This is a genomic window from Sulfitobacter sediminis, from assembly GCF_040811725.1.
GTDB lineage: Bacteria > Pseudomonadota > Alphaproteobacteria > Rhodobacterales > Rhodobacteraceae > Sulfitobacter > Sulfitobacter sediminis.
On the sequence record NZ_JBFNXX010000025.1, the window covers coordinates 1 to 21,791 of the forward strand.

25 protein-coding genes and 1 tRNA gene are annotated in these 21,791 nt (G+C 61.5%); 8 read left to right on the top strand and 18 right to left on the bottom strand.

Annotation, left to right across the window (positions count from 1 at the left end):
• Positions 1-225: 225 nt before the first annotated feature.
• From AB2B41_RS20090 to iscR, 12 genes are all read right to left on the bottom strand, one after another.
• Positions 226-302, bottom strand: a tRNA-Arg gene (locus tag AB2B41_RS20090).
• 95 nt (positions 303-397) lie between these two features.
• Positions 398-1,618, bottom strand: a complete 1,221-nt coding sequence (locus AB2B41_RS20095) for a cysteine desulfurase (protein ID WP_367879618.1) — start codon at positions 1,616-1,618, stop codon at positions 398-400.
• Positions 1,618-2,199: a Yip1 family protein gene (locus tag AB2B41_RS20100; RefSeq protein ID WP_367879619.1), complete on the bottom strand. Its 582-nt coding sequence runs from the start codon at positions 2,197-2,199 to the stop codon at positions 1,618-1,620. The genes AB2B41_RS20095 and AB2B41_RS20100 overlap by 1 nt, the downstream gene beginning before the upstream one ends.
• Complete coding sequence (locus AB2B41_RS20105; RefSeq protein ID WP_367879620.1) at positions 2,199-2,684, bottom strand: YIP1 family protein; 486 nt, start codon at positions 2,682-2,684, stop codon at positions 2,199-2,201. Before AB2B41_RS20105 ends, AB2B41_RS20100 begins: the two co-directional genes overlap by 1 nt.
• 1 nt (position 2,685) lies before the next feature.
• Complete coding sequence (locus AB2B41_RS20110; RefSeq protein WP_367879621.1) at positions 2,686-3,969, bottom strand: SufB/SufD family protein; 1,284 nt, start codon at positions 3,967-3,969, stop codon at positions 2,686-2,688.
• Complete coding sequence (sufC, locus tag AB2B41_RS20115; RefSeq protein ID WP_367879622.1) at positions 3,969-4,724, bottom strand: Fe-S cluster assembly ATPase SufC; 756 nt, start codon at positions 4,722-4,724, stop codon at positions 3,969-3,971. Before sufC ends, AB2B41_RS20110 begins: the two co-directional genes overlap by 1 nt.
• 12 nt (positions 4,725-4,736) lie before the next feature.
• The gene (locus AB2B41_RS20120) at positions 4,737-5,675 is read right to left on the bottom strand and encodes an FkbM family methyltransferase (RefSeq protein WP_367879623.1); all 939 of its coding nucleotides are present in this window, start codon (positions 5,673-5,675) and stop codon (positions 4,737-4,739) included.
• Between the two features lie 6 nt (positions 5,676-5,681).
• Positions 5,682-5,996 carry a YbjQ family protein gene (locus AB2B41_RS20125; protein ID WP_367879624.1) on the bottom strand — a complete coding sequence of 105 codons (315 nt, stop codon included), beginning with the start codon at positions 5,994-5,996 and terminating at the stop codon, positions 5,682-5,684.
• On the bottom strand, positions 5,993-6,190 hold the full coding sequence (locus AB2B41_RS20130) for a hypothetical protein (RefSeq protein ID WP_367879625.1): 198 nt from the start codon (positions 6,188-6,190) through the stop codon (positions 5,993-5,995). Before AB2B41_RS20130 ends, AB2B41_RS20125 begins: the two co-directional genes overlap by 4 nt.
• A gap of 91 nt (positions 6,191-6,281) precedes the next feature.
• Entirely contained in the window at positions 6,282-7,817 is a 1,536-nt protein-coding gene (gene sufB / locus AB2B41_RS20135; protein WP_367879626.1) for a Fe-S cluster assembly protein SufB, read from the bottom strand.
• Positions 7,818-7,843: 26 nt separating this feature from the next.
• Positions 7,844-8,887: a cysteine desulfurase family protein gene (locus AB2B41_RS20140; RefSeq protein ID WP_420014319.1), complete on the bottom strand. Its 1,044-nt coding sequence runs from the start codon at positions 8,885-8,887 to the stop codon at positions 7,844-7,846.
• Between the two features lie 56 nt (positions 8,888-8,943).
• Positions 8,944-9,405 carry a Fe-S cluster assembly transcriptional regulator IscR gene (gene iscR / locus AB2B41_RS20145; protein ID WP_367879628.1) on the bottom strand — a complete coding sequence of 154 codons (462 nt, stop codon included), beginning with the start codon at positions 9,403-9,405 and terminating at the stop codon, positions 8,944-8,946.
• A 170-nt stretch (positions 9,406-9,575) separates the two neighbouring features.
• On the opposite strand from iscR, the gene AB2B41_RS20150 reads away from it, so the two are divergent.
• From AB2B41_RS20150 to AB2B41_RS20165, 4 genes are all read left to right on the top strand, one after another.
• Positions 9,576-10,229, top strand: a complete 654-nt coding sequence (locus tag AB2B41_RS20150) for an alpha/beta hydrolase (protein ID WP_367879629.1) — start codon at positions 9,576-9,578, stop codon at positions 10,227-10,229.
• On the top strand, positions 10,229-10,480 hold the full coding sequence (locus AB2B41_RS20155; protein ID WP_367879630.1) for a hypothetical protein: 252 nt from the start codon (positions 10,229-10,231) through the stop codon (positions 10,478-10,480). Before AB2B41_RS20150 ends, AB2B41_RS20155 begins: the two co-directional genes overlap by 1 nt.
• The gene (locus tag AB2B41_RS20160; protein WP_367879631.1) at positions 10,473-11,072 is read left to right on the top strand and encodes an HD domain-containing protein; all 600 of its coding nucleotides are present in this window, start codon (positions 10,473-10,475) and stop codon (positions 11,070-11,072) included. The genes AB2B41_RS20155 and AB2B41_RS20160 overlap by 8 nt, the downstream gene beginning before the upstream one ends.
• Positions 11,073-11,154: 82 nt before the next feature.
• Positions 11,155-12,369, top strand: a complete 1,215-nt coding sequence (locus AB2B41_RS20165; RefSeq protein WP_367879632.1) for an NADP-dependent isocitrate dehydrogenase — start codon at positions 11,155-11,157, stop codon at positions 12,367-12,369.
• A gap of 4 nt (positions 12,370-12,373) precedes the next feature.
• Here the strand turns inward: AB2B41_RS20165 and AB2B41_RS20170 are convergent, their stop codons facing one another.
• A complete protein-coding gene (locus AB2B41_RS20170; RefSeq protein WP_367879633.1) occupies positions 12,374-13,171 on the bottom strand; it encodes a class II glutamine amidotransferase in 798 nt (265 codons plus the stop codon).
• Between the two features lie 2 nt (positions 13,172-13,173).
• A complete protein-coding gene (locus AB2B41_RS20175; protein WP_367879634.1) occupies positions 13,174-13,380 on the bottom strand; it encodes a DUF6356 family protein in 207 nt (68 codons plus the stop codon).
• A 120-nt stretch (positions 13,381-13,500) separates the two neighbouring features.
• Between AB2B41_RS20175 and AB2B41_RS20180 the strand changes: the two genes are divergently transcribed.
• From AB2B41_RS20180 to typA, 4 genes are all read left to right on the top strand, one after another.
• Entirely contained in the window at positions 13,501-13,959 is a 459-nt protein-coding gene (locus tag AB2B41_RS20180; protein WP_367879635.1) for an Lrp/AsnC family transcriptional regulator, read from the top strand.
• 11 nt (positions 13,960-13,970) lie between these two features.
• Positions 13,971-14,306: a DMT family transporter gene (locus AB2B41_RS20185; RefSeq protein ID WP_367879636.1), complete on the top strand. Its 336-nt coding sequence runs from the start codon at positions 13,971-13,973 to the stop codon at positions 14,304-14,306.
• Positions 14,307-14,342: 36 nt separating this feature from the next.
• Positions 14,343-15,269 (top strand): mechanosensitive ion channel family protein, encoded by a 927-nt coding sequence (locus AB2B41_RS20190; RefSeq protein ID WP_420014317.1) that lies wholly within the window; start codon positions 14,343-14,345, stop codon positions 15,267-15,269.
• Positions 15,270-15,338: 69 nt separating this feature from the next.
• A complete protein-coding gene (typA, locus tag AB2B41_RS20195; protein WP_367879637.1) occupies positions 15,339-17,156 on the top strand; it encodes a translational GTPase TypA in 1,818 nt (605 codons plus the stop codon).
• A gap of 17 nt (positions 17,157-17,173) precedes the next feature.
• Here the strand turns inward: typA and AB2B41_RS20200 are convergent, their stop codons facing one another.
• The 4 genes from AB2B41_RS20200 to recA form a co-directional block, all read right to left on the bottom strand.
• Complete coding sequence (locus AB2B41_RS20200) at positions 17,174-17,521, bottom strand: DMT family protein (protein ID WP_367879638.1); 348 nt, start codon at positions 17,519-17,521, stop codon at positions 17,174-17,176.
• A 5-nt stretch (positions 17,522-17,526) separates the two neighbouring features.
• Complete coding sequence (locus AB2B41_RS20205) at positions 17,527-17,814, bottom strand: DUF1330 domain-containing protein (protein ID WP_367879639.1); 288 nt, start codon at positions 17,812-17,814, stop codon at positions 17,527-17,529.
• Positions 17,815-17,818: 4 nt separating this feature from the next.
• Positions 17,819-20,479: an alanine--tRNA ligase gene (alaS, locus tag AB2B41_RS20210; protein WP_367879640.1), complete on the bottom strand. Its 2,661-nt coding sequence runs from the start codon at positions 20,477-20,479 to the stop codon at positions 17,819-17,821.
• Positions 20,480-20,619: 140 nt separating this feature from the next.
• Entirely contained in the window at positions 20,620-21,690 is a 1,071-nt protein-coding gene (recA, locus tag AB2B41_RS20215) for a recombinase RecA (RefSeq protein ID WP_367879641.1), read from the bottom strand.
• Positions 21,691-21,791 lie beyond the last annotated feature (101 nt).

Genomic DNA, 21,791 nt, shown 5'->3' on the forward strand with positions numbered 1-21,791 from the left:
GCCAGATCTCCCTTGCCTCAGGGCAAGTGAATCAGCCGATCACGCTTCGCTCAAGCAGAGTTTTTCAACAACATCCGTCGTTAAGCGGTCACTCCAGATCAGTGGGCAGCACGACGACCCCTACTTAAGTTAGCGAAACGAATATCTGTTGGGGGATATAATGGGGGATTACTTATGCGCATAAAGCAATTTTGACAAAAAAAGCAAATATTTGGAGGGAAATAGTGGCGGACCATAGAGGATTCGAACCTCTGGCCTCTGCCTTCGGAGGGCAGCGCTCTATCCAGCTGAGCTAATGGTCCTTGATTTCCCTATACATAAGCACCCCTGCCCCCGCAATGGGCGCGGCGGCAAATTGCGAAGATTAGGAACCGGAGTGCCGTCACGCACTTAGGGATCAGGCAAAGAGTTCGTGGGCAAGCTCCAGCGCCTCGATAAGCGTGTCGATCTCGGCTTCGGTATTGTAGAGCCCCATGGACGCCCGGCAGGTCGCGGGCACGCCCAAGTGATCCATCAGAGGGCCCGCGCAATGATGGCCCGCGCGCACGGCGACGCCCTTCTTGTCAAGGATAGTCGAGATGTCATGGGCATGTGCGGGCCCGTCCATGGTAAAGCTGAAGATGGCCGCCTTGTCGGGTGTCGTGCCCTGAACCTGCAGCCAGTTCAACCCGCCCAGTTTCGAGACCGCATAGTCGCGCAGACGGTTCTCGTGGGCGGCGATATTTTCCATGCCCAAGTCCATCATGTAGTCCAGCGCCACGCCTAGGCCGATGGTCTGCACGATCCCCGGCGTACCGGCCTCAAACATCATGGGCGGATCGTTGTAGACCACACCGTCCTTCGACACTTCCTTGATCATGTCGCCGCCGCCCATGAAGGGGCGCATTTCCTTCATACGGTCGGACCTGATGTAGATCGCGCCGGAGCCCGACGGTCCGTAAAGCTTGTGCCCCGTGATGGCGTAGAAATCGCATCCAAGGTCCTGCACGTCGACAGGCATATGCACCGCCGCCTGGCTGCCATCGACCAGCACCGCCACACCCCGTTCCTGCGCGGCCTCGACGATGGTCTTCACGTCAACCTTGGTGCCCAGCACGTTCGACAGATGCGTGATGGCGATCAGCTTGGTCCGGGGCGTGATCGCGTCGATCACCGCCTGCGGATCCAGCGCGCCGGTGGCGTCAACATCGACCCATTTCAGCACGACGCCCTGCCGTTCGCGCAGGAAATGCCAGGGCACGATGTTGGCATGATGCTCCATGACGCTGAGGATGATCTCGTCCCCGGCCTCCATGCGTGGCATGGCCCATCCGTAGGCCACGGTATTGATGCCTTCGGTGGTGCCCGAGTTGAAGACAATCTCGTCCTCCGAGCGCGCGTTGAGAAAGCGCGCGATCTTGCCCCGCACGGCCTCGTACTTGTCCGTGGCGAGGTTCGACAAGAAGTGCAGCCCCCTGTGGACGTTCGCATATTCATGGGCATAGGCCTGTGTGACCGCGTCGATCACCACCTGCGGCTTCTGCGCCGACGCCCCGTTGTCGAGGTAGACCAGCGGCTTGCCATTCACCTCGCGCGACAAGATCGGAAAGTCCTTTCGGATCTCTTCGACATTCAGCATCAGCTCACGACTCCTTGCGATAAACCCGCCACCAGCGCCATCAGAATGCCAAGCCCGAGAACAAGGCCGACGAAGGAGATCACCAGCACGGCGAAGGCGTGCCAGGGTGACGAAAGATTAAGCGCGGTGGCGAGGAAGTTCAGAAAAATCCAGAACCCCCAGATTGCGACCGCCAAGGACAGCAGCGCCCCCAGCGGCGGGATAAGAAAAGATGTGACGATCACGACCACCTGTGCAAGCGCGCGCAGCACCTGGAACCAGACAACGAGCGCCAGCACGTCCATCAGAGAGCCCCTGCCCCCGATGGCCAGCCCCGCCCAGTACATCGCATGGACATAGACCACCGTCAGGCCCGCGATCAGCACAAACAGCGCAAGGGGGCGCTGGAAATAGCCCGGCAGGGGCACTGTGGGGCCGGAAATCTCGATCACGAAGTAGATCAGGAACGTATTGATGACCGCGACCAGCGCCAGCGCGGTCCAGAGCACGTCGCGGCTTAGGCCCATGTCGAGCACGGTGCGCGCCGCCTCGCGCGGGGCGCGGATGCTGGTCTGTATCAGGGGGACGAGCGTCTCCGCCATCACGCAGCCTTTCGCCCGGCGACGATCAGGCCGGAGACCCAGAACCACATGAAGGCCGCGAACCAGAGCGCGCCGACGATCGTCATCTCGATACCGGGCCCGACGAAGCCCGCCGTCAGGCCCCAAAGCAGGATGATCGGGCTGGCCGCCAGCCACGCCCAGAAGAGCGAAAGGCGCGCGCCGTAACCGGTCAGCCCACTGCGGAACACCCGTCCCACAAGTGCGGTGAGACCAGCGACCAGGTACAACAGCAGGGGTGCGATGAAGATCAACGCCAGAAGCGTGCCACCCAGCAGCATCTGCAGGTCCGAGCCCGTCTCGAAGGCTTCACGCGCAAGGCGCGGGGTCTGGGCCACGAAGACCAGCAGGCAGCCGACCATCAGGTAGATCAGCGCCCTGTCCTCGCGCACCCCCTGCCCCATGAGCCTGCGCATGACGCGGCCCGGCCCCCTGTAGGTGGCCACGATATCCTGAGTTGCCGCCATCCTAGCGCCGACGACGCGCGAGCCAGGACTCAAGCCGGGTGTTGATCTCTTCCTTGAGCGCCTCGGACTCGATCTCTTCCACGGCTTCGGCGAGGAAGGAAAGCGTCAGCATGTCGGTGGCCACTCCCTTGGGTACGCCGCGAGCACGCAAGTAGAAAAGCGCCTCCTCGTCGATCGCGCCGGAAGTGGACCCATGCGAGCAGGCCACGTCATCGGCGTAGATCTCAAGCTCGGGCTTGGCAAGAAACTGGCTGTCGTCATCCAGAAGCAGCGACTGGCTGATCTGATAGCCGTCAGTCTTCTGCGCGCCTTCCTTGACAAGGATTTTGCCCTGGAAAACGCCCGTCGCGCCGTTGCGCAGCACCTTCTTGAAGACCTGGCGGCTTTCGCAATTCACCGCGTCATGGGTGATAAACACCGTGTCGTCATGGTGGAACGCCCCGTCGCCCACGCAGGCCCCGGCCACATGCGCCACGGCATCGTCGCCGGTCATCTCGATCACCGCCTCGTTGCGGGTCAGAACGCCATTGACGGTCAGGGTGAAGGACTTGAACTCGGACTTTTCACCTAGACGCGCGAAGATATGCGTGGCTGCACGGCGTTCGTGGTCGCGCCCCTGCGCGCGGACATGGTGGAAGGCTGCGCCATTGGCAATATCAACCTCCATCACCTTGTTGAACCGGGCCGCCGCGGGACCATTCTCCAGAACGGTCAGATCGGCCCCGGCATCCAACTTGATGCAATGATGCAGGATCGCATCGGAAGCCTCTGACAAATGGCGATAAATCAGACTGATCGGCTTGTTAGGCTTGCCGGTCACATGGATCAGGACGCCGTCCTTGGCACAGGCGGTATTCAGCGTCGCCAGCGGCCGTTTGACGGGGGTCTGGCCCCGGGCCTCGAGCACGCCGTAGACATCGCGCGCCCAATGCAGATCGCTGTCTGATGTCGCCAGCCGTTCGATGCTGACCCCTTCGAGGGCCAGATCGTCAGAGGCTTCGGCGTCAAACACGCCATCCACAAAGACGATCTTCAGCCGATCCATCGTGTCGAACAGCGGCGCCTCGTCATTCTCGAACACGGCCGCCGGTGCCGCCTCGGGGGTGGTCAGGCTGTCGGGACGGGTGAACTTCCAGTACTCGTCTCGGCGCTGCGGCAGGCCCATGGCGCGCAGGCGCGAGAGGGCGTCCTCGCGCGCGGATTTGGACCAGCCCCCGATGGCAGGAAAGCCACGGGCCGAGATCATCTCTTCGGTCGGGTCAATCTGTGCTGCGGGGTTCGCCATTACGCCACCTCGGAAAGGATGTCTGCGTAGCCGTTGTTCTCGACCTCGAGGGCCAGTTCCGGGCCGCCCGTCTTGACGATGCGGCCATCGGCCATGATGTGCACGACGTCCGGCTTGATGTGGTCCAGCAGGCGCTGGTAGTGCGTGATTACCAGGAACCCGCGCCCCTCGGTGCGCAGGGCGTTCACCCCTTCGGCCACGAGCTTCATCGCATCGACGTCAAGACCCGAGTCGGTCTCATCGAGGATGCACATCTTGGGCTCCAGCATCGCCATCTGCAGGATTTCGTTGCGCTTTTTCTCACCGCCGGAGAAGCCCATGTTCACCGGCCGCTTCAGCATATCCGCGTCGATCTTCAGTTCCTTGGCCTTCGCGCGTACCGCCTTGAGGAAGTCCGCTGCCGACATTTCTTCCTCGCCGCGCGCCTTGCGCTGGGCATTCACCGCGGTGCGCAGGAAGGTCATGTTACCCACGCCCGGAATTTCGACCGGATACTGGAACGCAAGGAACAGACCCGCTGCCGCGCGCTCTTCGGGTTCCATCTCCAGCAGATCCTCGCCTTCAAGCGTGGCGGAGCCTTCGGTGACCTCGTAGCCGTCCTTGCCCGAAAGCACGTAAGACAGGGTGGATTTGCCCGAGCCGTTGGGGCCCATGATGGCATGCACCTTGCCCGCCTCGACCTCGAGGTCGACGCCCTTGAGGATCTGCTTGTCCTCTTCTTCCAGTTTCACGTTCAGGTTCTTGATGCTCAGCATATCTTGGTCCTTTCAGTCCTCGGCAACGCGGAACTTGTCCGGCAGCTTGTCAATATAGGTGTCAATAAGTTCAGCGGAATACTCGCCACGTTCGGTCAGCAGATCGAGGCAGCGCAATACTAGGTCAAATGATCCGAAAACGCTGTCCGCGAGCAGCGCGAGATGCGCGATCTGCTGGTCGGTCATCGCGTCGGGCTTGGCAATGTCGCGGATATAGATGGCATCCGCATCGATCATCTGGTTGCGGGTCGGCCCCGGGCGCAGCCGCTCGATCCGGCTGGACATAAGACGCAGGGAGGTCGCCGGCAGAAGCTTGTGAAACATAAAGCCCATGTCGCGCAGCTGCTGGTCCACGCGGCCCAGCATCGGCTCGCCCTCGTAAAGGCGGAAGAACCGCAGTTCGGGCATGACGACGACCGTGTCTGCGAGAGTCTTCGTTCCCCCCTCGAGGATGGCCAATTCCGCGCCCTGCGTGTCCATCTTGAGCATGTCGGGGCGCACCATGTCATCGACATCATCAAGGCGCAGCGTTGTCACCGAGGTTGTCCCGACCACGGTCAGGGCCTTTTCCCAGTGCCCGAGCGCCTTGATCTGGCCGACGTCCGGCGCGAAGAGGGACGAAAACGTCTCGTTACGGCAGTTGTGAAAGGTGCCATCGCCTCCAGCACCCACCGCGAATGGGTAGTAGACCTCGCTATCGCCCTTCTGCGCATCAAGGCGCGCGAAAGGTTTCTCGCCCGGTTCGAACCCGTGCACCTCTGCCGCATCGTTCTCTGCCAAATCGGCATAGGGCGGACGGTTTGTCGGGTTTGCACCGATGTCCATGATCCGCGTGCGCCGCCCCAGCGGCAAGACATCGCATAGGAACGCCGTATGCGCCTGCAGCAGTGCCCGTGTCCCGCCCACCTGTTGCCGATCCGCCTGTGCCGATATGTCCGCCCTGTTGTTCATCGCAGGTTACGCCAGTGTCACTGCGGTTCCGGACACGGAAACCATCATCATGCTGTCGGAAATGATCTCGTAGTCGAGGTCGATCCCCACCACCGCATGTGCCCCCTTCTGGCGCGCTTCCGCCTCAAGCTCCGCCATCGCGGTCTCCCGCGCGTCCCGCAGCTTGGTCTCGTACTGGCCGGAGCGACCGCCGACGATATCCGTCACGCGCGCGAACATGTCGCGCACGATGTTTGCCCCCATGATCGCCTCGCCGACGACGATGCCCCGATACTCGGCGATCGTGCGCCCCTCGATGGTGTTCGTGGTGGTAAGGATCATTTCCGTCCGCCTCCGAAGATCACCACCCCGACACGGAAGGCGGCATAGATCATCGCAAAGATCAGTGTGATGAAGAGATTGGCCATCAATGTCGCGCCGCTGAACGCCGCACCGCGAACCAGTAGTTCGATGCCCAGCATCAGCAGGTAGAAGACCACCGACGCTGTCAGGATTTGTACTGCAACTTTCTGCACTACTGGGCACCCTCTTCCAACGCCTCAGATGCCAGATCGCGGGATCGCAATCGAGCAGCCAAACAGTCGAATTCGTCAATTCTCACCATGATCAGCCCACCGACCCTTCCAGCGAAATCGCCACCAATGCCTGCGCTTCCATGGCGAATTCCATCGGCAGCGCCTGAAGCACGTCCTTGCAGAACCCGTTCACGACGAGTGCGACCGCCTCTTCCTCGTCCATCCCGCGCGAGCGGCAGTAGAACATCTGGTCGTCGTCTACCTTGGACGTTGTCGCCTCATGCTCGACCCGAGACGAGTTGTTCTTGACCTCGATATAAGGAACGGTATGCGCCCCGCATTTGTCTCCGATGAGCAGGCTGTCGCACTGCGTATAGTTGCGCGAGTTCTTGGCCTTGGGGTGCATGGACACCAGACCGCGATAGGTATTCTGCGCACGGCCCGCACTGATCCCCTTGGACACGATGCGCGACTTGGTGCGCTGTCCCAGATGAATCATCTTGGTCCCGGTATCCGCCTGCTGCATGTTGTTGGCGATGGCGATGGAATAAAACTCGCCCTGGCTGTCGTCGCCCCGCAGGATGCAGGAGGGATACTTCCACGTCACGGCAGAGCCGGTCTCGACCTGCGTCCACATCACCTTTGCCCGGTCGCCCCGGCAATCGGCGCGCTTGGTCACGAAGTTGTAGATACCGCCCTTGCCGTTCTCGTCGCCCGGATACCAGTTCTGGACGGTGGAGTACTTCACCTCGGCGTCTTCCTCGACGATGATCTCGACCACGGCGGCGTGCAGTTGCGCCGTGTCACGCTGCGGTGCGGTACAGCCTTCGAGGTAAGAGACGTAAGAGCCCTTGTCGGCGATGATCAGCGTCCGCTCGAACTGGCCGGTATTCTCAGCATTGATGCGGAAATAGGTCGACAGCTCCATCGGGCAACGGACGCCCGGCGGGACGTAGACGAAAGACCCGTCGGAGAAGACGGCGGAATTCAGCGTGGCGTAGAAGTTGTCGGAGACAGGGACGACCGACCCGAGGTACTTCTTGACCAGTTCCGGATGTTCCTTGATCGCCTCGGAGATCGAGCAGAAGATCACACCGGCTTTCTTCAGCTCATCCTGAAAGGTCGTACCGACGGAGACGGAATCGAAAACCGCGTCGACGGCAACCTTGCGGCCCTCGGCCGGAGCGGCCTCGGCCCCTTCGACGCCCGCAAGGATCATCTGCTCCTTGAGCGGGATGCCCAGTTTTTCGTAGGTGGCGAGCAGCTTTGGGTCCACCTCGTCCAGGGACTTGGGCTTCACTTCCATGCTCTTGGGGCGGGCGTAGTAGTACTGTTCCTGAAAGTCGATCTCCGGATAGTCGACCATGGCCCACTTGGGCTCTTCCTTGGTCAGCCAGCGCTCATAGGCTTCGAGCCGCCAGATGGTCATCCACTCCGGCTCGTCATTTTTCTCAGAGATCAGGCGCACGATGTCGGGGGTCAGGCCTTTCGGCGCATATTCCATCTCGATGTCGGTGGACCAGCCGTATTTGTACTTGCCGCCCACTTCGCGCACGGCATCGACGGTTTCCTGATCGACACCTTCCTTGACGTTTTCGCCTTCTTTCACGGTGGTATTATCCAACATCTCGATCCCTTGTTCCCTCAACGGCCTCAGGCCGCCCGTTGCTCGTGCTTTTCGCGCTTTGCCAGCCATGTATCGGCAAAGCGCAGCACATCCTCTTTCGTCGTCTCCAGCCCCAGCGACACGCGGATCGCGCCGGATGCCTGGACCTCGTCAAATCCCATGGCCCGCAAAACTGTGCTGGCCTTGACCTTGCCGCTGGAACAGGCAGACCCCGCCGAAATTGCGAAGCCAGCAAGGTCCATCTGCATCACCTGTGTCTCGCCTTTCCAGCCTTCCGCGATAAGGCAGGAGGTGTTTGGCAGACGCGGCGCGCCTTTCCCGACAAAAATAGTCTTCTTTGCGGAAGCCTCAAGTGCGTTTTCTAGAATATTTCTAAGTTCCGCAACCCTGTCCCAACGTCCCGAAGCCACATCTTGTGCAGCAGCTTCGGCCGCCGCCCCAAATCCGGCGATTCCGATGACATTCTCGGTCCCCGAACGGCGGTTCATTTCCTGTCCGCCCCCGCGCAGGATCGGCGTGGGATCGTCCGCGGTGAAGTTGATGAAGGCGCCCACACCTTTCGGCCCGCCAAGCTTGTGCGCGGAGAGGATTGCGTAGGCGGGCTTTGTGTCGCCAAAGCGGATCGGCATCTTTCCGGCCATCTGGGTGATGTCGCAGACCACGGCCTGTCCCGCGCCTGCCCGGGCCGCGACGGACCGGTCGGGCAGCATGACGCCGGTTTCACTGTTAGCGGCGGAAACCGCGACCAGCGCCTCACCAATGACGGCATCAAAGGCGGAGGCATCGAAAGCGCCGGCGCTGTCGAAGGCCGAGGGCATGTCCACCTCGCTCCAGACGCGCATGCAATCGTGTTCCGTCGGCAGAGCGGCAAAGCCCCCTCCGTGGCGGTCCTTCTGGGCCACGGCCAGCGCCGCCGCCTCGGTTGCGCTGCTGGTGAAGATCACCTGTGCGCGGGTGCAACCGACGAGGGCGGCCACCTGCGCCCTGGCCCGCTCGATCAATGCCTTGGCCGCGCGTCCTTCCGCATGGACGGAAGACGGATTGCCCATGACATCCATCGCCGCCTGCATCGCCACGCGCGCCTCGAGCCGCAGGGGCGTTGTCGCGTTATGGTCAAGGTAGACCCTCACGCGTCATCCACCACGGCAAAGAGGCTTGGCACCGCGGGACAGGGTGCGAGATCATTGCGGATCACGTCCGAGAGCCGGGTTTGGTGCAGATACACGTAGACATGGGCACTCAGCCCTTCCCAAAGCCGGTTCGTGAGCGACTGCGCGCGTGATCCCGAAAGCGCACCGGAGGCCCCCGCCCCCTTGTGCATCGCATCCACCGTCTCATCGACCGCCGCCAGAATGTCGACAACCCGGATTTCGGAAGCAGGCCGTGCCAGCCGGTAGCCCCCACCTGGACCCCGCACCGAGGAAACGAGCTCCGCCCTGCGCAGCTTGACGAAAAGCTGTTCCAGATAGGGCAGCGAGATCGACTGTCGCTCGGCAATATCTCCCAGCGATACCAGACCGTCACCGGGCTGAAGCGCGATATCGGCAAGTGCCACCATCGCATAGCGCCCCTTGGTTGACAGCTTCATGGCGCGAACTCCTAATATCGCCCCCGTCAATTGACGCAGGCCCTTCAAGCGCATAGATGAAAACGGAAACCGCGACAGGACGCGGACCCAAAGATTAGAACCGTTCTAAAGTGTCCGACCGAATACGTCAACTATTCGCGCCGCTTTGGAACCACGACGCAAGGACGCCCATGCCAGAGGTTATTTTTCCCGGTCCCGAAGGCCGCCTCGAAGGCCGCTATCATCCGCAGAAGGAACGCGATGCGCCGATCGCCATTGTGCTGCATCCGCATCCGCAGTTCGGCGGGACGATGAACCACAAGGTGGTCTATAATCTACATTACGCCTTCTACAACATGGGCTTCACCGTGCTCCGGTTCAATTTCCGCGGCGTGGGCCGGTCGCAGGGGGAATATGACCAGGGCATCGGCGAATTGTCGGACGCGGCCTCGGCGCTCGATTACCTGCAGTCGATGAACAACAATTCCAAGCACTGCTGGGTCGCGGGCTTTTCCTTTGGCGCGTGGATCGGGATGCAGTTGCTGATGCGCCGGCCCGAGATCACGGGCTTCATCTCGGTCTCGCCACCGGCCAACATGTACGACTTCAGCTTCCTCGCCCCCTGCCCGTCCTCCGGGTTGATCATCAACGGGACCGCCGACCGCGTTGCGCCGCCTGCCGATACGGTCAATCTGGTGAACAAGCTGCATGAGCAGAAGGGCATCACCATCACCCACCACCAGGTCGAGGGCGCGGGCCATTTCTTTGAAGAACCGCATATGGAGACGCTGATCAACACGACGACGGATTATGTGAAGCGTCGCCTGACGGAGAACACCCGCTGATGGCCGATCCTGTTGTCGTAGAAATGGCCAACAAGCTGGCTGAAGAATGTCTCGCCGTTCAGGCCGAGACCGGCGAGGACCGGTTGTTCATGAAGCTGGGCGACGTGCTGGGCGCATCGTCGCAAACACTGGAAGAAGCCTTCCTCACCGCAGTGCGGACCCGGATGGCGAACGACCAGGGCCGTGCCTTTTTGCGCAAGACCCTCAAGGATCACCGGGTAGCGAAACAGCAGGAAGGTGGGAATGGCTGAGACGCCGCTGGCGCGGCTGGAGAGCCAGATCGCGTTCCTGAACGAGGCGGACAAGCTCAAGGCAATTGTCCGCGGAACAAAGCTCTGCGACGATCACCGCTACGAGAATTCCGCCGAACACTCCTGGCATCTGACGCTTTACGCATTGGTTCTGCGGGATCACGCGGAGCCTGGTGTCGACATTGATCTGGTGATCAAGATGCTGATCCTGCACGATCTGGTTGAGATCGACGCCGGCGACAATCCCATCTTCGGCGATCATGACACCGCGCAGATGGAGGCGCTTGAGAAAGCCGCTGCTGATCGTATTTTTGGACTTCTTCCCAATGACCTGCGCGACGAACTTCGCGCGATCTGGGAGGAATTTGAAGCCGCGGAAACCCCCTCGGCCCGATTTGCGAAGTCTCTCGACCGGTTCCAGCCACCGATGCAGAACCTGCAGTCGGGCGGCGGAAGCTGGACCGACTTCGAGGTGACAGAAGAGCAAATTCACGCGCGGGTGGGCAGCAAAATTGCAATCGGCGCACCGACATTGTGGGACTACGCGCGGGCGCGGATCGCCGAATTTTTCGCCAGCCGCCCCTCGGTCTGACGTTCCGATCCCGATCTTGCCTTACTTTCCGGCCGGGATCGGTTAGACCAAGGCAGCGCCACATCCACAGAGGGAGCAGACGATGTCCAGGATCAAGGTAGAAAACCCCGTTGTCGACCTCGACGGAGACGAGATGACCCGCATCATGTGGGATTTCATCAAGCAAAAGCTGATCCTGCCCTACCTCGACATCGACCTGAAATACTACGACCTCGGGATAGAAGCTCGGGACGATACCAACGACCAGATCACCGTCGATGCTGCCGAGGCGATCAAGAAATACGGCGTCGGCGTCAAATGCGCGACCATCACACCGGACGAGGCGCGTGTCGAGGAATTCGGGCTGAAGAAAATGTGGCCATCGCCCAATGGCACGATCCGCAACATCCTGGGCGGCGTGGTCTTTCGTCAGCCGATCATCTGCCGCAACGTGCCCCGGCTTGTGCCGGGATGGACCAAGCCCATCGTGATCGGCCGCCATGCCTTTGGCGACCAATACAAGGCGACGGACCTGAAATTTCCCGGCCCCGGAAAGCTGAGCATGAAGTTCGTGGGCGAAGACGGGACGGTTATCGAGCGGGACGTCTATGATGCACCCTCGGCCGGCGTTTACATGGGGATGTACAACCTTGACGATTCAATCCGGGATTTCGCACGCGCCTCGCTGAACTACGGGCTCAACCTTGGCTGGCCCGTGTACCTCAGTACCAAGAACACGATCCTCAAGCAGTACGACGGACGGTTCCTCGAGATCTTCCAGCAGATCTTTGACGAGGAATTCGCCGACGCCTTCAAGGAGAAGGGCATCTGGTACGAACACCGGCTGATCGACGACATGGTCGCCTGCGCGATGAAGTGGAACGGTGGGTTTGTCTGGGCCTGCAAGAACTACGATGGCGACGTGCAGTCGGACACGGTGGCACAGGGGTTTGGCTCGCTCGGTCTGATGACCTCGCAACTGATGACGCCGGACGGAAAGATCGTCGAGGCGGAGGCGGCGCATGGCACCGTGACCCGCCACTACCGGCAACATCAGGCGGGCGAAGCGACCTCGACGAATTCCATCGCATCGATCTTTGCCTGGACCGGAGGGCTGAAGCACCGGGCCAAGCTGGACGAGAACAACGCATTGACACGTTTTGCCGAGACGCTGGAGCGCGTCGTGATCGACACCGTTGAGTCAGGCTTCATGACCAAGGACCTCGCCCTGTTGGTGGGTCCGGATCAGAAATGGCTGACCACCATGGGGTTTCTCGAGAAAGTCGACGAGAACCTCGACAAAGCGCTTGCAGGCTGACCCCTCAGGCGGCCTTTTCCAGCGAGGTGGATGCATCGAAGGGGCTGACCTCGACCTCGGTGGGGGTGAAGCGGCAGAAGCTGCCCTTCGGCACCTCCGTCCAGCCCTCGCCCGCGGTCTCAAAAGGTTCGGAGACGACTGACCATCCCTGCCAAACCGCGTTCCACCGGTAATAGAGCGACGGCGCGTGATCGTCCGAGGCATACCGGATGGCATAGAGGGTGTCACCATCCGACAGGGCGGCAGCCAGACGCATATGTGGCGTCGTTCCTGTCGCGCGCGACTTGGCCTCGAAGGCGGCAACCGCCCGCTCCATGGCACCTTTTGGATCGCTTTCGAGCCCCATGCCGCAGGCGACAAGAAACAGCGCCTCGCTGTCCGTGGCACCCTTGCGATGGGCGTAGTGGGCGTCGTCTATCATCATGTCGGCCGCCTTGCGGAACCGCTCGAAACCGCCGACCTGTCCGTTGTGCATGAAGCTCCAGATGCCATGCACGAAGGGATGGCAATTGTTGCGGCTGGTCGCTGTGCCCGTGGAGGCCCGCACATGGGCCATGAAGAGCCGCGCCTGAACCTGATCGGCGATCGAGCGCAGGTTGGGATCGGACCACGCGGGATAGACGTCACGGTAAAGGCCCGGCGTCGGACGCCGGTCGTACCAGGCGAGACCAAAGCCATCGCCGTTGATCGCCGTCTTGCATTCGCTGGCATCGCGCGACTGATGGATCAGCGAATGCGCGGGCGCGGTCAGAATTTCGCTCAGAAATAGCGGTGCGCCCTGCCAGGCGGCCCAGCGGCACATGTCTACTTGCCGCGGTTCTTCGTGCGCTCGTAGAGACGCGCGATGATCGTGCTGGCGGTCTTTTCGAACAGACAGGGAACCAATGCGTGCACAAGTGCAGCGCCGGCGGCGGCAAAGAGCAGTGCTGCGAACTTCAGGGCAAAGAACATATGCTCGAAAAAGGTCTCATCGACCTTGGCGGGATGATCGAGGAATACACGGGCAAACATCGGGCTGCTCTCCTTGGTAGCGTGATTTGGAACAGATTACCCAAGCGGAAGCGAGATGTTTTCCCAAAGATCGCAAGAAATGAATTGATGTTGGGATGATTTCCCAATATTTTTGATATCATGAAGAATTTTGATGACATAGACCGCCGTATCCTCGACGAATTGCAACGCGATGCGGCGCAATCTCTGGAAACCATCGGAGACAAGGTGGGCCTGTCGCGCAATGCCTGCTGGCGACGCATCGGCGCGCTCGAAAAGGCGGGCGTGATCCGGGGGCGGGTAACGCTGCTTGACCCAAAGGCGCTGGGCCTGGGCCTAACGGTCTTCATCCAGGTGCGCACCAACGCCCATGCGGCGGACTGGCTCAAGACATTCTCAACGGCGGTGAGGACAATCCCCGAGATCATGGGCGTCTACCGCATGTCGGGCGATCTGGACTATCTGATCCGGGCTCAGGTTGCGGATATGGCGGGGTACGACAGGCTTTACCAGACCCTGATCGGCAAGGTACCCCTCTCGGACGTCTCGGCCAGCTTCGTAATGGAAGAGATCAAGGAAACCACCGCCCTGCCGCTTTGAAAGGACAGAGAATGCCCACCCACTACATCTGGCTTTTCCTCGCGATTGTGACCGAGACGCTTGGCACGACGGCCCTGCAGGCTTCCCAGCAATTTACGCGGCTCTGGCCGTCGGTGGGCGTCCTGTGCTTCTACGCGATGTCCTTTTATTTCATGTCCATCGCGCTCAAGTTCATGCCGGTAGGGGTCGTCTACGCCATCTGGTCGGGGCTCGGCATCGTGCTGATCGCGCTCATCGGCTTCGTACTTTTCGGGCAAAAGCTTGATATCGCGGCCTTGCTCGGGCTCGCCTTGATCATCGGCGGTATTCTGGTCATCCATCTGTTTTCTACCTCGACCAGCCACTGATCCGGAACCAATAGATGGCTGGCGCGTTCGCCCGGCATGTTCGAATTTCTCAAAAACACCTGGGCGTCGCTGCCCGAACCGCTGCGCGCGCAACTCGAAACCTACGCGACAGGCTTCTGGCAAGTTCTCCCGCAACTCGTGCTGGCGCTTGTCTTTCTCCTGTTTGTCTGGGGCCTTGCCAGGGCTTTGAACTGGCTCTTGCCGAAGATGCTGAGGCGTGCGCGGATGCGGCGGGCGCTGGTCGAGGTGGTGGTGATGCTGGCCACCGTCGGGCTGTGGCTTTTTGGGGTGCTGATCGCTGTGACCATCGCCTTTCCGACGATCACCCCCGGCCGCGCGCTCACGGCGCTGGGCGTCGGCGGCGTAGCGATTGGGTTTGCCTTCAAGAACGTGTTCGAAAATTTCCTTGCAGGCGTGCTGCTGCTGATCCGGGAACCTTTCTCGATCGACGACTACATCGACTGCGAGGATATCGAGGGCCAGGTCGAGGAAATCACCATCCGCGATACCCACGTGCGCCAGACAGACGGACAGCTTGTCGTGGCACCGAACGCCATGTTCTTTAAGAACCCGGTGACGATCCGCACCGCCAAGGACGTGCGGCGCACAACCGTGATTTGCGGTGTCGCATACGGGGAGGACGTGGATCGGGCACGCGACATCATCGCCAGGGCCGTGCGCAATGTCGACTCCGTCCGGGACGATGTCTGCGATGTCGAGATCTTTGCCCAGGAGTTTGCCGATAGCTCCATCAACTTCGAAATCACCTGGTGGACCGGCTCACGCCCCATCGACATCCGTTCCAGCCGCGACAAGGTGATCGCGGCGGTCAAACGGGCGCTGGACGAAGCAGGTATCGAAATTCCCTTCCCCTATCGCACGATGACGTTCAAAGAACCGCTGACGCTGAACGGCGGATCGGTCGACGCCGGGCGCGAGGAGCACAGCGACGCAGCGGCGTAACGCTTTTCGCTGGCCTTTGCTGCGGGTGCACGGTAAGCGCTGCCCAACTTCCTGACAAAGGCTGATCCCATGGACCTGCGCAACATCGCAATTATCGCTCACGTCGACCACGGCAAGACCACGCTGGTGGACGAATTGCTCAAGCAATCGGGTACCTACCGCGAGAACCAGGCGACCACCGAGCGTGCGATGGACAGCAACGACCTGGAGCGCGAGCGCGGGATCACCATCTTTGCGAAGCCCACTTCGGTTGAGTGGAAGGGCACGCGGATCAATATCGTGGACACCCCCGGCCACGCCGATTTCGGCGGTGAGGTGGAGCGTATCCTCTCGATGGTTGACGGCGTTGTCTTGCTGGTCGATGCCGCAGAAGGGCCGATGCCGCAGACAAAATTCGTGACATCCAAGGCGCTAAAGCTGGGGCTGCGCCCCATCGTGGTGCTGAACAAGGTGGACAAGCCGGATGCGGAGCCCGACCGCGCGCTTGACGAGTGTTTCGACCTTTTCGCTAATCTCGACGCCTCCGAAGAACAGCTCGATTTCCCGCATATGTACGCCTCGGGCCGCTCAGGCTGGGCGGACCATGAGCTTGACGGCCCGCGCGCCAACCTCGACGCGCTGTTTGACCTGATTATCAGCCACGTCCCCGCCCCGACCCAGCTTGCGCGGCTCGACGAACCGTTCACAATGTTGGCCACCACGCTCAGCGCCGATCCGTTTCTCGGCCGCATGCTGACGGGTCGTGTCGAGTCCGGCACCTTAAAGGCCGGCCAGACGATCAAGGCCATGTCCCGCGATGGCAAGCTGATCGAGAACTTCCGCGCAACGAAAATCCTCGCCTTCCGTGGCCTGGAGCAGACCGCCATCGAGATGGCCGAGGCAGGCGACATCGTCTCCATCGCGGGTATGACCAAGGCCACCGTGGCCGATACGCTGGCCGACACGGCGGTGACCGAGGCGATCCCGGCGCAGCCCATTGACCCGCCCACCATCACCGTGACCTTCGGCATCAACGACAGCCCGCTGGCGGGCCGGGACGGCAAGAAGGTGCAGTCCCGCGTGATCCGTGAACGGCTTTTGAAAGAAGCCGAGAGCAACGTCGCCATCAAAGTGAGCGACACGTCCGGCGGCGAGGCCTTCGAAGTCGCGGGCCGGGGCGAATTGCAAATGGGCGTCCTGATCGAGAACATGCGCCGCGAAGGGTTCGAGCTGTCGATTTCCCGCCCGCAGGTACTTTTCCAGGATATCGACGGCGTCCGTCACGAACCCATCGAGGAAGCGACCATCGACGTCGATGACGACTACGCCGGTGCCGTGATTGAAAAGATCACCGGCCCCCGCAAGGGCGAGCTGGTCGAAATGAAACCCGCCGGCGCAGGCAAGACGCGAATCGTCGCCCTTGTCCCCTCGCGCGGATTGATCGGCTATCATGGCGAATTCCTTACCGATACACGCGGCACCGGCGTGCTGAATCGCGTCTTCCACAGCTGGGCACCGCACAAGGGCCCGATCCCCGGACGTCGCGCGGGTGTGCTGATCTCGATGGAGAACGGCACCTCGGTCGCCTACGCGCTCTGGAACCTCGAAGAGCGCGGCAAGATGATGATCGGCGCACAGGCGGACGTCTATACCGGCATGATCATTGGCGAACATTCCCGCGACAACGATCTGGAAGTGAACCCGCTCAAGGGCAAGAAGCTGACCAACATCCGCGCCTCCGGTTCGGACGAGGCGGTGCGCCTGACGACGCCGATGAACCTGTCGCTGGAAGAGGCGATCGCCTATATCAACGAAGATGAACTCGTTGAGGTTACACCAAACGCGATCCGACTGCGCAAGCGCTTCCTTGATCCGCATGAACGCAAACGGATGGCCAAGGCGAGCTAAGCAGCCTTTCCGGGGTCTTAAAACGGACCCCGGAACACGAACCACGCCCCAAGGGCAATGCAGCCAAAGCCGATCAGGTGGTTCAGCGTTAGCTGCTCCTTCAGAACCAGGACCGAAAAGCCCGCGAAGACCACCAGCGTGATCACCTCTTGCATGGTCTTGAGCTGAGCCGTCGAATAGACTGTATGCCCAAGTCGATTGGCAGGAACTGCCAGAGCATATTCGATCAGCGCGATGCTCCAGCTGACCAGCACCACGAGCCAGAGCGCTGCCGTCGGAAACTTGAGATGCCCGTACCACGCCACCGTCATGAAAACGTTGGAGGCGACCAGCATCAGAACCGGCAGAACATGCGCGGCTGTCATTCAGGTTACTCGGTCGTTTCGACGATCAGCAGCTCACGCTCGGACGCGCCGCGCGCATGGTTGAGCGCCGCCTGATACGCCTCTGAATGATAGCATTTTTCTGCCGTCTCGACGTCAGGAAAGCGGGCCACCACGTTGCGCGGACGCGCCTTGCCTTCCAGCTGAACGAAACGGCCGCCGCGCGCAATGAACTCACCGCCATGCGCGGCTATCGCCTCGGTCGCGCCCGCGGCATACTTCTTGTAGGCCTCTTCGTCCGTGACCGTTACATGTGCAATCCAGAGTGCGCCCATCGCCTTATCCTTTCAGAATGTTCTCGGCAGCGGCAATCGCCGCATCCGCGTTCTCGGTTGAGGCACCGCCGCCCTGCGCCATGTCCGGACGACCGCCTCCGCCCTTGCCGCCAAGTTCCGCCACGGCGGCCTTGACCATATCGACCGCCGACAGCTTGTCCGTCAGATCATTGGTCACGCCCCCCGCAACAGCTGCCTTGCCGCCGGTGTCCGCGATCAGCAGCACTGCGCCGGAACCAAGGCTGGTCTTGTGCTCGTCAATGAGGGCTGGCAGGTCCTTGCCTGTCACGCCCTGAAGCACCTGCGCGATGAATTTCACGCCACCAATGTCCTTGACCTCGGTGCCCGAGGCACCGCCACCGCCCGCCATCGCCAGCTCACGGCGCAGCTGCGCCACCTCATTGGCCAGCGATTTGCGCTCATCCAGCAGCGCCTTGACGCGCTGCGGCACGTCGGAGGCGGATGCCTTGAGCGTCTCTGCCACACCCGCGAGCGCGGCCTGCTGATCACGGAGCCAGCCAAGCGCCTCGGCACCGGTCAACGCCTCGATCCGGCGCACGCCCGCGCTGCTGGCACTGTCGCCCAATAGGACGAAGGCCCCGATGTCGCCCGTCTGCCGGACATGGGTGCCGCCGCAAAGCTCGATCGAATAGGTACTTTTGTCCGCGCCCTTGCCTGATCCTTCCGCGCGCCCCATCGACACCACGCGCACCTCGTCCCCATATTTCTCGCCGAAAAGCGCCTGCGCGCCGATCGCGCGGGCATCGTCCGGCGTCATGATCCGGGTCTCTACCGGGCTGTTCTGACGGATATACGCGTTGACCTCGCCCTCGACGCGCGCCAGCTCCTCGGTGGCCAACGCCTTTGTGTGGCTGAAATCGAAGCGCAGACGGTCGGCTGCATTCAGCGAGCCGCGCTGCGCCACGTGATCCCCCAGAGTCCCGCGCAGGGCCTCGTGCAGCAGGTGCGTGGCGGAGTGGTTCGCGCGGATCGCCGTGCGCCGTGCATGGTCGACCTCAAGCACCGCCGCCTGGCCGCGCTCGATCGTTCCTTCGATGACCTTGCCGATATGGGCAAAGACGCCGGCGGCCTTGCGGGTGTCTTCAACCTCGATCTTGCCGGTCTCGGTGCGGACAATCCCGCTATCCCCGATCTGACCACCGGATTCCGCGTAGAAAGGCGTCTGGTTCAGGGCGACTTGAACCGCGTCGCCCGCCTTGGCGCTCTCGATCAGCGCGCCGTCCGCAACGATGGCCACGATCTGGCCTTCGGCGGTCTCCAGCTCGTAGCCCAGGAAGTCCGTCGTACCGTGCTTGTCCGCCACGTCGAACCAGACGGTCGCGTCCGCCGCCTCGCCCGACCCGGCCCAGGCGGCACGTGCCTTCGCCTTCTGTTCGGCCATGGCCGCATCGAACCCTTCGGTATCCACGCCGCGCCCCTGCTCGCGCAGCGCGTCCTGGGTAAGGTCCAATGGAAATCCGTAGGTGTCGTAAAGCTTGAAGGCCGCCTCCCCCGGAAGGTTCGCACCCTCAGGCAGGCCCGACACTTCGTCCTCGAGCAGCTTCAGCCCGCGCTCCAGCGTCTGCTTGAAGCGGGTCTCTTCCAGTTTCAGCGTCTCGGTGATCAGTTTCTGGGCCTGCCCCAGCTCCGGATAGGCACTGCCCATCTGCTGAACCAGCGCGGGTACGAGACGGTGCATCAGCGGAGCCTTCGCCCCCAGAAGATGCGCATGGCGCATCGCCCGGCGCATGATCCGGCGCAGCACATAGCCGCGCCCGTCGTTCGACGGCATCACCCCATCCGCAATGAGGAAAGAGGTCGAGCGCAAATGGTCCGCGATCACCCGGTGATGCACGTTCCCCTTTCCGAATGGATCGACCGACAGCGCATGCCCCGACGCCTCGATCAGCGCGCGCATCGTATCGGTATCGTAATTGTCATGCTTGCCTTGCAGCAGCGCCCCGATCCGCTCCAGCCCCATGCCGGTGTCGATCGACTGCATGTCGAGCGGCCGCATCGAGCCGTCCTCGAACTGCTCGTTCTGCATGAACACGATGTTCCATATCTCGATGAAACGGTCACCGTCTTCCTCCGGGCTGCCCGGAGGGCCGCCGGGGATGTGGTCGCCGTGGTCGTAAAATATCTCGGTACAGGGCCCGCAGGGACCGGTGGGGCCCATCCGCCAGAAATTGTCGTCGGTCGGAATACGGATAATGCGCTCATCCGGCAGGCCCGCGACCTTTTTCCAGATGTTTGCCGCCTCGTCATCGGTGTGATAGACCGTGACCAGCAGGCGGCTGGCGTCGATGCCGAAATCCTTCGTCAGCAGCTCCCAGGCAAAGGCGATGGCCTCGGCCTTGAAATAGTCGCCAAAGCTGAAGTTCCCCAGCATCTCAAAGAACGTATGATGCCGCGCGGTGTAGCCGACATTGTCGAGGTCATTGTGCTTGCCCCCTGCCCGCACGCATTTCTGGGCCGTGGTGGCGCGGACGTAGTCGCGCGTCTCGGCTCCGGTGAAGAGGTTCTTGAACTGCACCATACCCGAGTTGGTGAACATCAGCGTCGGGTCGTTGCGCGGCACCAGCGGGCTCGATGGCACCACCGCATGTCCCTGCTTTTCGAAGTAGGACAGGAATGTGGAGCGGATCTCGTTCAGCGTCATCATGGGTCGGGCCTTCCGGGGCAGAAATAGTCTGCATCAAATAGACCCGCGGACAAGGGGTGTCCATGGGTGGCGGCAATGGAAAAAGGCGCAGCGGAGGCTGCGCCTTGGTGATTTCCTGTGGTAGCGGCCTCTCGGTCCGATCAGGCCTCGAGAATGTCGATGTCGTCGTCCTCCGAACCGGCAAAGTCGAGCCCGTGGGCCGCGCGGATCTTGTCCTCGATCTCGCGCGCCATGGCCTCGTTTTCCTTGAGGAACTGCTTGGCGTTCTCCCGGCCCTGGCCGATCCGCTCATCCCCGTAGGAGAACCAGGCGCCGGACTTCTCAACCACACCGGCCTTGACCCCAAGATCGAGCAACTCGCCCATCTTGGAGATACCCTCGCCGTACATGATGTCGAATTCCACCTGCTTGAAGGGCGGTGCCACCTTGTTCTTGACGATCTTCACACGCGTAGCGTTACCCACCACTTCGTCGCGATCCTTCAGCGCTCCGATACGGCGGATGTCGAGCCGGACGGAAGAGTAGAACTTCAGCGCGTTGCCCCCCGTCGTCGTCTCGGGCGAGCCGAACATGACGCCGATCTTCATGCGAATCTGGTTGATGAAGATCACCATGCAGTTGCTGCGTGCAATGGAGCCTGTCAGCTTGCGCATTGCCTGGCTCATGAGGCGGGCCTGCACACCGACGGAGCTGTCGCCCATGTCGCCCTCAAGCTCGGATTTCGGCGTGAGGGCCGCGACCGAATCCACGATGACCATGTTCACCGCACCTGAACGCACCAGCGTATCGGTGATCTCAAGCGCCTGTTCACCTGTGTCGGGCTGTGAAATGAGCAATTCATCAATGTCCACACCCAGCTTGCGGGCATATTGCGGGTCAAGCGCGTGCTCGGCGTCGACGAAGGCACAGACACCGCCCGCCTTCTGCTGTTCGGCCACGCAATGCAGCGTCAGCGTCGTCTTGCCCGAGCTTTCGGGGCCATAAATCTCCACGATCCGCCCCATGGGCAGGCCGCCGATCCCCAGCGCGATGTCGAGGCCGAGAGAGCCGGTGGAGCTGGCCTTGATGTCCTGGATCGCCCCCTCCTGGCCCAGTTTCATGATCGAGCCCTTGCCGAATTGGCGCTCGATCTGCGCCAGGGCGCTGTCGAGCGCCTTCTGCTTCTCCGCCGATTTCTTGCTGTCCATTGTCAAAAGATCTGCCGTTGCCATGTGCCTGTTCCTTTAGTGTCATAGTGTCAGGCCTTGGGCAATCGCTCACCGTTAGCCATTATGTTCTGCTAATGTTCCGTATGGGACCAAAATGAAAACAT